12 protein-coding genes are annotated in these 12,709 nt (G+C 49.6%); 4 read left to right on the forward strand and 8 right to left on the reverse strand.

Annotation, left to right across the window (positions count from 1 at the left end; genetic code table 11):
• Window positions 1-35: 35 nt before the first annotated feature.
• Window positions 36-650: an MBL fold metallo-hydrolase gene (locus DWY84_RS13600; RefSeq protein WP_118533913.1), complete on the reverse strand. Its 615-nt coding sequence runs from the start codon at window positions 648-650 to the stop codon at window positions 36-38.
• A gap of 216 nt (window positions 651-866) precedes the next feature.
• On the opposite strand from DWY84_RS13600, the gene DWY84_RS18075 reads away from it, so the two are divergent.
• Together DWY84_RS18075 and DWY84_RS18080 are read left to right on the forward strand one after the other, a co-directional pair.
• Window positions 867-1,376, forward strand: coding sequence for a hypothetical protein (locus tag DWY84_RS18075; RefSeq protein WP_347560807.1), 510 nt, complete (start codon window positions 867-869; stop codon window positions 1,374-1,376).
• Window positions 1,373-1,705 (forward strand): hypothetical protein, encoded by a 333-nt coding sequence (locus DWY84_RS18080; RefSeq protein WP_347560808.1) that lies wholly within the window; start codon window positions 1,373-1,375, stop codon window positions 1,703-1,705. Before DWY84_RS18075 ends, DWY84_RS18080 begins: the two co-directional genes overlap by 4 nt.
• A gap of 303 nt (window positions 1,706-2,008) precedes the next feature.
• Here DWY84_RS18080 and DWY84_RS13610 read toward each other — a convergent pair whose 3' ends face one another.
• The 3 genes from DWY84_RS13610 to DWY84_RS13620 are packed head-to-tail and all read right to left on the reverse strand — an operon-like array spanning window position 2,009 to window position 5,210.
• Window positions 2,009-3,511, reverse strand: coding sequence for a tripartite tricarboxylate transporter permease (locus tag DWY84_RS13610; RefSeq protein WP_118533914.1), 1,503 nt, complete (start codon window positions 3,509-3,511; stop codon window positions 2,009-2,011).
• A gap of 16 nt (window positions 3,512-3,527) precedes the next feature.
• Window positions 3,528-4,085: a tripartite tricarboxylate transporter TctB family protein gene (locus DWY84_RS13615; RefSeq protein ID WP_118533915.1), complete on the reverse strand. Its 558-nt coding sequence runs from the start codon at window positions 4,083-4,085 to the stop codon at window positions 3,528-3,530.
• Between the two features lie 3 nt (window positions 4,086-4,088).
• Window positions 4,089-5,210, reverse strand: a complete 1,122-nt coding sequence (locus tag DWY84_RS13620; protein WP_118533916.1) for a tripartite tricarboxylate transporter substrate binding protein — start codon at window positions 5,208-5,210, stop codon at window positions 4,089-4,091.
• Window positions 5,211-5,500: 290 nt separating this feature from the next.
• On the opposite strand from DWY84_RS13620, the gene DWY84_RS13625 reads away from it, so the two are divergent.
• Together DWY84_RS13625 and DWY84_RS13630 are read left to right on the forward strand one after the other, a co-directional pair.
• Complete coding sequence (locus tag DWY84_RS13625) at window positions 5,501-6,022, forward strand: shikimate kinase (protein ID WP_118533917.1); 522 nt, start codon at window positions 5,501-5,503, stop codon at window positions 6,020-6,022.
• A 154-nt stretch (window positions 6,023-6,176) separates the two neighbouring features.
• Window positions 6,177-7,205, forward strand: coding sequence for a 3-deoxy-7-phosphoheptulonate synthase (locus DWY84_RS13630; RefSeq protein WP_118533918.1), 1,029 nt, complete (start codon window positions 6,177-6,179; stop codon window positions 7,203-7,205).
• 103 nt (window positions 7,206-7,308) lie between these two features.
• Here the strand turns inward: DWY84_RS13630 and DWY84_RS13635 are convergent, their stop codons facing one another.
• The 4 genes from DWY84_RS13635 to DWY84_RS13650 all read right to left on the reverse strand — a co-directional run bounded on the left by DWY84_RS13635 (window position 7,309) and on the right by DWY84_RS13650 (window position 12,709).
• Entirely contained in the window at window positions 7,309-8,316 is a 1,008-nt protein-coding gene (locus tag DWY84_RS13635; RefSeq protein WP_178716455.1) for an NAD(P)-dependent oxidoreductase, read from the reverse strand.
• A gap of 68 nt (window positions 8,317-8,384) precedes the next feature.
• The gene (locus DWY84_RS13640) at window positions 8,385-9,497 is read right to left on the reverse strand and encodes a polysaccharide deacetylase family protein (protein WP_118533920.1); all 1,113 of its coding nucleotides are present in this window, start codon (window positions 9,495-9,497) and stop codon (window positions 8,385-8,387) included.
• 173 nt (window positions 9,498-9,670) lie between these two features.
• A complete protein-coding gene (locus tag DWY84_RS13645; protein ID WP_118533921.1) occupies window positions 9,671-11,395 on the reverse strand; it encodes a PHB depolymerase family esterase in 1,725 nt (574 codons plus the stop codon).
• Between the two features lie 27 nt (window positions 11,396-11,422).
• The gene (locus DWY84_RS13650) at window positions 11,423-12,709 is read right to left on the reverse strand and encodes an SLC13 family permease (RefSeq protein WP_118533922.1); all 1,287 of its coding nucleotides are present in this window, start codon (window positions 12,707-12,709) and stop codon (window positions 11,423-11,425) included.

The raw sequence follows: 12,709 nt of genomic DNA on the forward strand, positions 1-12,709 counted from the left end.
GCTTCGGACCTGTAGTGGGTTCTGTCTCTATATTGTTATTTGAGTTTTAGGACTGCTACCTGCTGCAGCATCTCTCCATTCAGTTCGATGGAATTTCCCGCATACTCCACGACGCAATCGCAGAGATCCGTAAACTCATCCAGGGTTCCGATGACATCATAGCCGAAGGCTTCCCCGCGATAGTGCATCGGGAGGGTAACCCGCGGCTGGATCTGGTCGATGAGGGCTTTGGCCTGCTTTGCGTCAATGGTGTAGAAGCCGCCCACCGGGATCATGACCGCATCCAGTCCCTTTAATGCTTCGATCTGTTCCGACTCCAATTCACAGCCAAGATCTCCCAGATGTGCCACATGGTAGGTTCCGTCATCAAAAATACGGATGCAGTTACTGCCACGCTTTGTGCCCCGGGCATCATCATGCCAAGTGTGAATCTCGGTGATGGTAAACGGAGACAAAACGCCATCCTGTTTCAGGGTCACGGTTTCTCTCCCGTTATGATCACTGTGCTCATGGCTGCAGAATACCGCATCTGCCGTCTCCCGCACCGGCGCAAGTCCAGGCACATAGCCATCCTCGTATGGATCCAGAATGATCGTATATCCGTTTGATTCCATCTTAAAGCACGAATGTCCAAGCCATGTAAGTTTCATCGTAATCACCTCATGATATTTTTTCTTTCATTGTAATCGATGAACCCGGTTTACGCAATACAGCTGCTGCTCTGGTTTGACATCCGATGCTCGGAAGTTTGACACCTTTCCGAATGAAAAGCAGCGTATAAGCTGCATGAATGCTTATATTTTTTGTCAAATTTATTGTTTTTATGTATAGGCTTTTTGTGCTGTAATGGTATTGAGGTGAAAAAATTGAAGGTCAATACATCAAAATCAAAAAACGCTGAGTCTTTTTATATAAAGCAATCCTACATCGACAGTAACGGAAAATCTACCTCTCGGACAATCCGCAAACTGGGAACATTAAAAGAATTGTTGGTTGAACATAGTCCCACCAGAGACGATGTTATGGCCTGGGCAAAAGAACAGGCCCGCATTGAGACCGAAAAGTTTGAACAGGAAAAAGCGAATCATTGTATTCCTATTACTTTCCATCCAAACCGAAAGATCGCCCATGGAGAAAAGCGAAAATTTCAGGGAGGTTATCTTTTCCTGCAGTCTCTTTATTATGAACTCGGTTTAAACAAGGTATGTCGAAAGATTCGAGATAAACATCACTATGATTATGATTTGAACGCGATCTTATCCGATCTCATCTATACACGCATTTTAGAACCGGGCAGCAAACGTTCTTCTTTTGAAACGGCTAAAAACTTCCTAGAAGCACCCACTTATCAGCTTCATGATGTTTACGGATCATGAAAACGGATTTTTCTGCCCGTCCTGTTTTTGTCCAGCGAAACGACCGGATCCGAGCACATTTCCTGATCTATTTTCTAGCGCTGTTCATTTATCGTCTGCTTGAAAAAAAGCTCAAGCGGAAACATACATGTGAAGAGTTATTGCCGACATTAAGAGACTATGAATTTGCAGATGTGCAGGGGCAGGGATTCATACCGATTTATGAATCTACTAAACTAACGGATGCATTACATGAAGTAGCCGGATTCGAAACGGATTATGAATTTCTTACCAAAAGGAAAATGAAAGAAATCCAAAAACTTAGTAAACAATCTCGAGAAAAATCATAAAAATCTATCATCTATATCTGATTCAGAAAAAAGACTATATAGTAAAACGAAACTACACCGCTGAAAAAACCAGGTAGAATAAGGCTTTCAGCGGTGTTTTAATAAATTTGACTGTCAAAGATGGGATTCTACCATAAAAGCCAAACTTTCTCAAATAGCATTGTGTGCAGATAGATTCCAGAAAATGGCAGTAGCGTTTGAATCCGAACGAGGAAGAACAGCTGAAAAAGATCAGCTGTATGGATGGGGAAAGCAAGCTTATACAAAAACAGTACTTTTCTATTCTGCCGTGGTGATCTCTGCTCAGGCCGTTTTCTTTTTCAATATGCCCGTCAGCTTCTCCATGTACGGCTTTGTCCACGGGATATTGCCAAGCAATATCCACGCAACGCAGAGCAGAAGAAGAATGGTCTGCCAGTGTCCAAAGGTGGACAGGAGCGGATGGTCGGATGAGGAGGCCAGGGACACGGCCTGACGGAAGTTGGAATCCATCATCTGCCCCAATACCATGGCCAGGATCAGCGGTGCCACCGGATAATCAAACCGGCGCATCAAAAAGCCGATCAGACCAAACAGGAACATCAGCGCCACGTCAAACAGTCTGTTATTGCAGGAAAACGAACCAATCACACAAAGGCTGGTTACCACCGGAATCATAACATTCTTCGGAATGGTGATGACACGGCTGATATGCGGTGCCACTAAAAGGCCCAGAAGAAGCAGTGCAAAGCAGGCAATGATGCCGGCCACCAGAATGGCGTGGAAGGCTTCCGGGTTCTTCCGGATAAACATCGGCCCCGGCTGCAGGCCGTGTACATAAAACACAGAAAGGATGATCGCCGTAACCGCATCCCCCGGAACCGCCAGAGTCAGCATCGGGATCAGGGCACCTCCGATGCAGGCATTGTTGGAAGACTCACTGGCCATGATGCCTTCCACTGCACCTTCGCCAAAGGGCACTTCCGGATTCTTCACGATACGCTTTGCCTCATTGTAGGCAATGAAGGATGCCACCGGGCCGCCTGCGCCTGGCAGGGCACCCACCAGCATACCAATGGTGGAAGTATAAAGAGACAGCTTCCAGTGCTTTAACACCTCTTTTAAGCTGACCTTTGTTTTTTCCATGGTCAGGATATTCTGCTCCTGGCCCAGACTGTATACAACACTCAGCACTTCCGCGAAGCCAAAGAAACCTACCAGCGCCGGAACCGTGCTGATACCGCCTGCCAGATTCTGAATGCCAAAGGTCAGGCGCTTGGTTCCCATCAGCGGATCCAGGCCGATCATGCTGATGACCAGACCAATCATAACGCTGACAAGACCCTTCGCGTAGTTTTTGGTGCTGACAGAGCCGACCGTTACCAGGCCAAACAGCGCCAGCAGGAAATAATCCATCTTGGTGAATTTAATCGCGATGGCAGATACCGGCTGTGCCAGAAGTCCCAGCGCGATAAAGCCGAACACACTTCCCAGGAAGGAATAAATGGTTGCGGTGAACAGTGCCTTATAGGACTGTCCCTTTTTAGACATGGGATAACCGTCCAGCGTCGTTACGACCGAAGACGGTGCGCCCGGAATATTGATCAGAATTGCGGAAACCGCACCGGAGAACACACCGACCACATACACGCCCATGATCATGGCGAGCGCATCCGAATGGTCCCAGGTATAGGTGATGGACACTAAAAGCGCCGTGGCCATGGATACGGAAAGTCCCGGAATGGCACCGACAAACAGTCCTGCCACAGATCCTAAAAGGACCATCAGGAGGAACCGCAGATCTACGATCGATAACATTTCTAACATTGGTTTTCTCTCCTTTCTATGGCAGCATCACATGCAGGCATGTGCGGAACGCAATACTCAAAAACAGGGACGTGCACACCGGCACCAGGATCAGCACCGGTACCTTCCGCACCCCCATAAATGCCATCATGGCAATCAGGAAGACTATGGTTGCCACCTCAAAGATGGAAATGGTAATGCTGAAGGATAAAATACCGATGGTGACACGCGGAATGGATACCTCGCCCAAAACCACATAATACAGAACACAGAGCAGCAGAACACTCAGAACCGCCGCCAGCTTCTTATGGGAACCGGCACCGTTTCCGGCATTTCCGCCATCAGCTTTTCCAGCTGCAACGCCATCAGCCGCCTGAACTGCGGTCCGCTTCATCTCCAGAACACCCTGTCCGATGATCCAGAGAGAAAGTCCGATCAGGGCTGCGCCTACAAGCGCCGGGAACAGATACGGAGACTGGCTCCAGGCTTTATTAAAGGATTTTGCATAGGACATAAGAGAATACGAGAGCAGCAAAATGCCGCTCCCGCAAAATAAGATACCCTCTGCAATTAACGAATATACTTTGTTTTTCATGGATTACTCCTCAATTCTCGCAATACCGAACTCTTCCGGGCTCTTCTCTGCTACGCCGTTATCGTACTGCAGCCAGCAGATGACGGATTTCCAGTTGTCATAGAATTCTTTGATGGATGCCTCGTCGGTGTATTTCTCAAATACCGGATCTGCTGCGTTCTGTTTTACAAAATCAGTCCACTCCTGATCTGCGAATACCTTCTTGGCAGCTGCCTTTAATACGTCAACAACCTCCTGCGGAGTGTCATTGTTCACAACGAAGCTTAACAGGGTGTACGGAATGTTTAAGTATTTCTCGGACTCCGGAACTACCTCGGTGAAGGCCGGAATATCCGGGTACGCTTCCATTCTCTCGTTGGAGAATACTGCTAACGGTTTTACATCGCCGCTCTCAATGTAGCCGCCGAGGGTGGAGATGTTCGGATTGGTGAAATCCACCTGTCCGCCGATAACACCAAGCAGTGCATCATTACCGGAATCGAAGCTGGTCATTGCTACATCGTAGCCAAGCTCTTTTAATACCAGACCCTGATTGTGACCGCTTCCGCCAGGACCGGAATGGGACATGGTTACCTTGCCAGGATTTGCCTTGATGTCATCGAGCAGCTCTTCCAGGGTGTTGTACTTGGAATCCTTGCCGACTACCAGTACCTTCGGGTCACCAACTAACGGGGAGATAACGGTAAAGTCCTCATAATCCAGGTCACAGATGTTCATGGTGCGGTAGGTACCCAGGGTCTCTGCACAGACTAACAGGGTGTAGCCGTCAGACGGCTGCTCCTTTACGGACTGGCAGCCAATAGAACCGGATGCACCGCCCTGGTTGGTTACGGTGATGGACTGGCCTAAATATTTCTCAAGAAGGGCTGCAAGCTTTCTGCCCCACACATCGGTGGTGCCGCCTGCGCCGTAAGGAATGATCATGTTGATCGGTTTGGTCGGATAGTCAGCGGTTGCAACCAGATCGCTGTCTGCTGCCTCGCTGCTCTCTGCTGCTTCTGCCGCAGTTGTCTCTGCCGCAGACTCTGCTGCCTTGGTGGTCTCGGATGTGGATACGGAAACGCTGCATGCCGTCATGGACAGGCACATTGCGGCTGCCGTAGCCAGTGCAATGATTTTTCTCATAAGTTACTACACTCCTCTTTTTATTTTGTTACATTCTTCCCCACAGCATGGTGTTCTCCGGATGCATACAAAACCAGCATCCGCGCCATGCAGTGCTAAGCTCGATTATATCACAGGAAGTGGGCGGATTCAACAAAAGCTTTGTCGAGTTAAAGCTTTAAACTATAATAGTTAGTTATAGCAGTTATTCGTTCGCGTTCTCAACTCTCCGGGCAGAATCCGGGATTGTATTCTTTCCATAAAAATGTTATGATTTTTTATGACTCTAAAACAAAGTGAGGAATCGCGTCATGATAACAAAACCGGTTTTTCTGTGCGGCTATACCAGCAGCGGAAAAACAACTGTTGGAAAGGAACTGGCCAAACAGCTTGGCGTTTCCTTTTTTGACACCGACGAGCTGCTTGCAAGGCAGGCTGGTCAGACACCCCAGCAGATCTTTGTGGAAAAGGGCGAAGCTTATTTCCGGGATCTGGAACATGAAATTGCACGCCAGACTGCTGCATATCCGCCCTGCGTTATCTCCACCGGAGGCGGAATGCTGATTTCCGAGCGCAACGGAAAGCTTCTCTCTGAAGCCGGCACCATTATCTATTTAAACCGGCCCTTTGAAGCCTGTTACCGCAGTCTCATGCAGAACCCGGACCGACCGCTCATCAAAAATAATACCAGAGAGGAGCTGCGGGAACGCTACGAAAAGCGCGCGGTTTCTTACCAGACTTATGCGGATTTTACGGTAAAGAATGACCGCACACCACAACTGACCGCACAGCGGATTGTAGAATTCCTGAAAACGAAACGGACCGCAAACTAGCATTCTGCTGATTTTACGCTTGCAATTTTGTCTCAGACATACTATAATACGCTTTAACGCGTCAACGTGCGAATTTATTCACGCAGTTATAATAACAAACGAACTGCCGCACAGCCTGTTGCGGCGCATCATTTACAAAACGAGGAGAACAATTATGGCATTCGAATTCATAAACAAGCTGCCGACCCCGGCAGAGATCAAAGAACAGTTCCCGCTTCCAGCAGAGTTCATAGCACGCAAAGCAGAACGTGATGAGGAAGTAAAAAAGGTCATCAGCGGAGAAAGTGATAAGTTCCTGGTACTCATCGGACCGTGTTCCGCAGATAATGAGGACGCAGTACTGGATTACACCAGCCGCCTGATCGACGTTCAGGAAAAGACCAAAGACCGCCTGGTTATCGTACCGCGTGTCTACACCAACAAACCGCGTACCACCGGTGACGGCTACAAGGGCATGCTCCATCAGCCGGACCCGGAGAAGCGTCCAAGCATGGCTGAAGGCCTTCACGCCATCCGCCATCTGCATATGCGCGTCTTAAAGGAGACCGGCTTCTCCACCGCGGACGAGATGCTTTACCCGGATAATGTCAGCTACTTAGATGACATCATGTCCTACATTGCAGTCGGTGCCCGCTCCGTAGAAAACCAGCAGCACCGCCTGGTATCCAGTGGCTGCCATGTTCCAGTCGGCATGAAGAACCCGACCAGTGGTGACTTATCTGTTATGATGAATTCCGTTCAGGCTGGTCAGCACAGCCACGAATTCATTATGCGGGACTGGGAAGTAAAAACCGACGGAAACCCGTACACCCACACCATCCTGCGTGGCGCAGTCAGCAAGCACGGTCAGTGCCTGCCGAACTACCACTACGAGGATCTGATGCTGCTCCACGAGTTATACGCAAAACGTGATCTGATCAATCCGGCCTGCATCGTAGATGCCAACCACTCCAACTCCAACAAACAGTACATGGAGCAGATCCGCATTGTCAAAGAGATCCTGCACAGCCGCAGACACTCCGCAGACTTAAACAAACTTGTCAAGGGCGTTATGATCGAAAGCTACATCGAGCCGGGCAACCAGAAGATCGGTGAGCACTGCTACGGTAAGTCCATTACCGACCCATGCCTTGGCTGGGAAGATTCTGAGCGCCTGCTGTACGAGATTGCAGAGCAGGTATAAGTATCTGCAAACGTAAAAAGATTCGGAAGAAGCTATGTTTTCATGGCATCTTCCGAATCTTTTTATAGTCCGGTTTTATTCTTCTGCAGGTTCTTTTGTCTGTCTATCTCTGCTCCAGTTCCTTCTGATTCACGATATGTCCCGGCTTTTCTCCTCTGGAAAGCTTCTCGATATCTTCCCAGATCATCGCATAACCGCGGCGGAAGCTGCTGCCGGTGATACCGCCGATATGCGGGCTGAACAAAAGCTTTGCCATTGTCTCCTCCGGCCAGGAAAGCACCGGATGATCCTTCTGCACCGGCTCATGATCCAGCGTATCCAGACCGGCCATGGCAATGGTTCCATTCTCCAGGGCTTCCCGCAGTGCTTCATCATCCACCAGCTCTCCCCTGGACGTATTGATGAAATAACTTCCCTTCCGGCACTTTGCGAAGAACTCACGGCTGCACATTCCGGCAGTTTCTCCGGTGACCGGAACATGAAGGCTTAACATATCACAGGTTTTAAGAAGTTCATCCATCGGAAGATACTGAACCTGATACCGCGCTTCCTCCTCCGGACTCAGGCGGTGGCGCTTTGTGTAATGCACGGTCACGCCAAAGCTTTGCAGCATGTCAGCCACTGCTCTTGCAATAGCTCCGAAGCCGATCAGGCCAACCGTACAGTCAGACAGCTCTTTCAGGCTTCCGCCTCCCATGTAGCCCATCTTGACGGCCATCTGGCGGCCATCCCGCACAGCCTGGTCACCGGAAACCACATTTTTGATCACGCCGAGCATCAGAAGAAGCGTCTGCTCAGCCACTGCCTTTGCGTTCATGCCCGCACAGTTGCACACATAAATACCCCGCGCTCCGGCCGCTTCCAGATTGATCTGGTTGAACGCAACACCCTCAGAATGGATCATCCTCAAGGACGGCAGTCTCTTTATCAGCCCTTCGGAAATTTCTGTGACCGCGTCCACAATGATCACCTCTGCGTCCGGCGCCAGCTGCGCATATGCAGCATCCGTCAATCCAATCGGGAGATTCACTACCTCCGCGCTTTCCGTGAATGGTGTCTTTGCCGTATAATTTTCTACATTATTTTCATTTCCGATATGCAGTATCTTCATAGGTATCTCCATTTCCCAGCCTGCTTGCGCTGTCTGCTTTTCCAACTGCTGCCAACACAGCCACGATTTTAATGAAAGCTGGAATACAGCTTTCCTGCCTCCAGGCTTCTGCCCTTGGCAGCTGCCATCTGGCTTACCGTTACCATCTGGAAGCCGCGCTTATGCAGCTCCGGAACAATGCGTGCGACCGCGTCTCCGGTTGCCCCGTAAAGCTCATGCATCAGGATGATATCGCCGTCCTTCACGTGGTTTAACACCGCTGCCACGGTCTTGTCCGCGTTGCGGGTCTTCCAGTCCAGTGTATCGACATTCCACTGGATCATCGGCATGCCCGCATTTGCAACGACCGTAGCATTATGGTTGCCGCCCGGCAGGCGCAAAAGCGTCGGCCGCACGCCGCATGCTGCCTGAATCGCGTCATTTCCCTGGTTGACCTGCGCCTGGATCTGGGCTGCGCCGAGCTTCTGCAGGTATTTGTGATTCATGGTATGGTTGGCCACCTCGTGGCCTTCCGCTACCATGCGCTGCACCTCCGTTTTATAGAAACCCACACGCGCACCTACCATAAAGAACGTTGCCTTGCCACCGTACTGCGCCAGGCAATCCATGATGCGGTTTCCGACCGATGGCTGCGGGCCGTCATCAAAGGTCAGCGCCACCATCGGTTTGGACGGATCCACCGTTCCTGTCTGCAATGCTACCTGGGATGCCTGTTCCTCCGGCAGTACCGGTGTCACCGGATCACTCTTGATGCCGCCCGGTCCCTCTGCAACGTCGGTCACAGTCCCTGCTGCTGATGGAGTTACCGCAGCGCCACTCTCTGTTCCAGCCGCCGCCCCGGATACCACAGTCGGGGACGATGCCGTTGACTGCTCCTGTCCTGATACGATCGTCGGAGACTGCGTCAGTGTTTCTGCTTCCGATGCCTGATTCTCGCTTCCTGCTGCTGGTGCCTGACTGGCTGTATTATCCGCGACTAGGCTTTCTCCCGGTGCCTGCGTCAGCGTATTATCTGCTCCCGGCGTCTGGTTTACCGTCTCCTGGGCTGCGCTTCCCGGCACCTGCCCTGCCTCTGTCCGATTTCCGGAACCTGCCACAATCACCGGAGCCGCGTAGACCGGCTGCGCTGTGAAAAGAAAGGCCAGCGCCGCGCCCAGTGTCATCCATTTTCTGTTTTTCATAATGTTATTTCCCCCACTTCTTATAAAATGCTAAGTCCTATCTTAATCGAAACAGAGGGCTTTCGCAAGCAGATACAGCACTTTCTAATATATTATTAAGAATATCTAAAATGGGCACTCCGAACAAATCGGAATGCCCCTGGCAAAAATTAGATCTCACTATTAAGTTTTCGTCAGATAGCATCCTTTCCCATGTACAGGAGTGTGCCATCTGCTTTTTTCGAGAATTTGGAAAAGAACTCATCATACGCGATCCAGCTTTCCCGCGGATAATTCGCATGAGACATATCTTTCACAACCCCTACTTTTAACATGGGGGTTCCCTTCTGATTACAATACACGTAGTACTGGATTTCTCCACACTGATAGCGGGCCGGATTCTTGTCCAGCTTGTAAAGATCCATCAGGTTTGTAAGGAATGCCGCAATATCGTGTCTGACATGATACTCCTGTTCTCCATGTTCTTTATCCACACACAACCAGTCGTTTTCTCCCAGAAGGAATAAATACGGAACCGAAGGATCAATGCGCTCCGGAAGCGGAACTTCACGATCCGGAGATTTCAGCGCCGACCACGGTGAAACTGCGGCAAATACCTGCGGTGCTCTCAATGCGAGTTCGGAGGTCATCATTCCACCACTGGACTGTCCGCACGCATAGATGCGTTCTTCGTCAATGGCATAACGGCTCTTTACATCATCAATCATCTTCAGAACAAATCTGGTATCATCAATCTCTTTTCCCTGATAAGCTCCATTCCACAGAAGCAGGTTCTGGATCCCATTCTTTTTCTGCTGCGAAATGCTTGCCTCCGGAATCAACAGGATGAAGCCTCGTTCTTCTGCCACACAGCTCATTCCGGATAGGTCAAAAAAGCTCTCCGCGCTTCCGCCTCTGCCATGCATGCAGACGACTAACGGTACCGGTTTCCCTTCTTTTTTCACTGCTTCCGGCACATACTCATACCACAGGCGTGTAAATCCATCCACTTCCAGGGTCTTTCTCTCCGCTCCATATGCTTCCGGCTTTTTGTAGCTGCGCAGCGCTTTCATTCCAAAGCAGCGATGGCGTCTTGCCGCTCCGACATAAGTCCATACCGTTTCAAAAACGTTCTGCTCCAGACATCCGCAGAAACCATTGGTGACACGCACCTGGGAAATCTGTTCTTCGTTGACAGCGCTCTTTTTATAAACTTCTGTCGGGAAATAGATCTCATCTGCTCCCTGACCGGAATAAACCGCATCCGTGCAATGATTCTGCTGCTTCCAGTATGCGCAGACTTCCTGATTGTACCCTTTGTTTTCTGTCCAGCTCATCCATACCGGAATCTGGGCTTTCTGCGCACTGATGGCAAGTTCTACTTTTCCCTGCTGCTCTGCCTGCTGTATCGCGCCGCAGTTTAACAATGCGGCTTCTTCCAGATCTCCAAAAGTAGCCAGGCCAGACCACTCACTTGTCATTTTCATGACTGCCTGTTGTGCAACCGTAGCGCCCTTTCCAAAGCCAAACGCATAAAAATTATCCTGCATCGTAACATAAAACTGGCGGGACTGCGCCTGAACATAAACCCGGTTCATATAATCCGCATCGCTTCCATCCAGGTTCCACTGTCCGTTTTGCGGCTCCAGGAAATGTAAAAATACCTGATGTTTTTCCGCGAATTCCTTCCAGAATCCAGTCTCTGCCCATTCCGGAACAGAAACATCTTCTGGCGGTGCAATGACCAGGCAGGGCTGGTTATATAAAAGTCCTTCTGTTATATAAGTATAAAAGGTTCTTTTACTTCCCTGAACCTCAACCTCTTCCTGAAAAAAACCATGTACCAGGCATTTTTTCGTGTTAGAGGGATCTATAGCAAATTGTGCCATATCTTCTGGAAATTTCTTTACCGTCATCATGAAAAACTTCCTCTCTTTTCTTCTTTTTTAGAACATCGGAAATACCGTCATAATCCATGCAACAGAAACAATACATAACAGGCTTGCCGGAAGAATTGACTGCTTCATCAAAGATCCAAGGCTGTAACCGCCCGCTGCCATACACATTGGAACCGCTGGGGTTGCCATTGGTGTCATAAAGGAGCTTAAGCATGCGGACTGAACCAGGATCATGATTCCGATCGGATTTGCTCCCATGGATTTGCATGCGAGAATGGCAATCGGGATGAAAATGATCATAACTGTACGGTTCATCATAATCTGGGTCAGCAGGAACGGAACAATAAAGAAGATAAATCCAATAATATACGGATTATTGATCTTCATTGCAACAGACGCCAGGACTCCGCCTACCACTTCTCCGGCACCTGTCTGAGCCAGCGCTCCGCCCATTGCCAGGGAACCTACAAATAAGAGTGCCATTGGCAGATTGACTGCTGTGATTGCCTCTTTTTCCGTTAATACACCAAATAATACCATAGCCAGTGCGCCCGCAAAACAGATGACCCAGGTTGGAATGCCAAGCTGTACCTGGAAGATCAATGCCAGCGTTGTAAGGATAAAGATCGTGTAGCCTGCACGCTCCTGAAATGCCGGAAGCGCAGCTCTGTTATCCTGTCTGGACTCTACCGTTCCCGTTTTTACGACCGGAGCATCCGGAGCAAACTTCGGCGCAAGGAAAATGCAGTATAAGGCAAGCATGATCAGCATAGGCAGACGTGCTTTCATCGGATCAGTCAGCGCTACGGTAAAAGCGGTATACTCATTTGCCTCAAGGTAACCATTCAGCTCTGCGAACTGGGTTGCTCCGCTTCCAAGCGGCAGTACGGAAATGGTGGAGATTCCGCACATTGCCAGCGGGAACAGGGTCTTGGACGGACTGATGTGCAGCTCTTCGCAGCTCGCGATCATCATTGGTGCCATGATTCCAAATACAACAACAGAACTCTGAATAAACTGAGATAATAAAACCGTGATCAGGATATATCCAACCATAACCATGGTCAGAGAACCTCTGGAAATCTTATTGACGCTGGATGCACACTTTTTTACAAACTGCGTCCGGTTAAAACCAGCTACAACAACAAACATGGAAACCATCATGATTCCATTCGCGTTTCCAAAATACCCAAGCGCTGCTCCCGGATCCAGACATCCCGTGAGCACAAACGCCAGCATACTTAACAGCGCAGTCAGTCCCATTGGAAGCTTGCCGATAATATAGCTTACCATAGTAAGTGCGCAGATGACCAGACAAATTGCTAAATTCGACAT

This window comes from Clostridium sp. AF27-2AA (assembly GCF_003478505.1).
Lineage (GTDB): Bacteria > Bacillota > Clostridia > Lachnospirales > Lachnospiraceae > Brotaphodocola.

Bases quoted from the DNA above. Each gene is read 5' to 3' on its own strand.
- DWY84_RS13630 (WP_118533918.1), top strand. From the start codon at position 6,177: ATGGCATTCGAATTCATAAACAAGCTGCCGACCCCGGCAGAGATCAAA.
- DWY84_RS13640 (WP_118533920.1), bottom strand. From the start codon at position 9,497: ATGAAAAACAGAAAATGGATGACACTGGGCGCGGCGCTGGCCTTTCTT.
- DWY84_RS13615 (WP_118533915.1), bottom strand. From the start codon at position 4,085: ATGAAAAACAAAGTATATTCGTTAATTGCAGAGGGTATCTTATTTTGC.
- DWY84_RS18080 (WP_347560808.1), top strand. From the start codon at position 1,373: ATGAAAACGGATTTTTCTGCCCGTCCTGTTTTTGTCCAGCGAAACGAC.
- DWY84_RS13600 (WP_118533913.1), bottom strand. From the start codon at position 650: ATGAAACTTACATGGCTTGGACATTCGTGCTTTAAGATGGAATCAAAC.
- DWY84_RS13610 (WP_118533914.1), bottom strand. From the start codon at position 3,511: ATGTTAGAAATGTTATCGATCGTAGATCTGCGGTTCCTCCTGATGGTC.
- DWY84_RS13645 (WP_118533921.1), bottom strand. From the start codon at position 11,395: ATGATGACGGTAAAGAAATTTCCAGAAGATATGGCACAATTTGCTATA.
- DWY84_RS13620 (WP_118533916.1), bottom strand. From the start codon at position 5,210: ATGAGAAAAATCATTGCACTGGCTACGGCAGCCGCAATGTGCCTGTCC.
- DWY84_RS13625 (WP_118533917.1), top strand. From the start codon at position 5,501: ATGATAACAAAACCGGTTTTTCTGTGCGGCTATACCAGCAGCGGAAAA.
- DWY84_RS13635 (WP_178716455.1), bottom strand. From the start codon at position 8,316: ATGAAGATACTGCATATCGGAAATGAAAATAATGTAGAAAATTATACG.
- DWY84_RS13650 (WP_118533922.1), bottom strand. From the start codon at position 12,709: ATGTCGAATTTAGCAATTTGTCTGGTCATCTGCGCACTTACTATGGTA.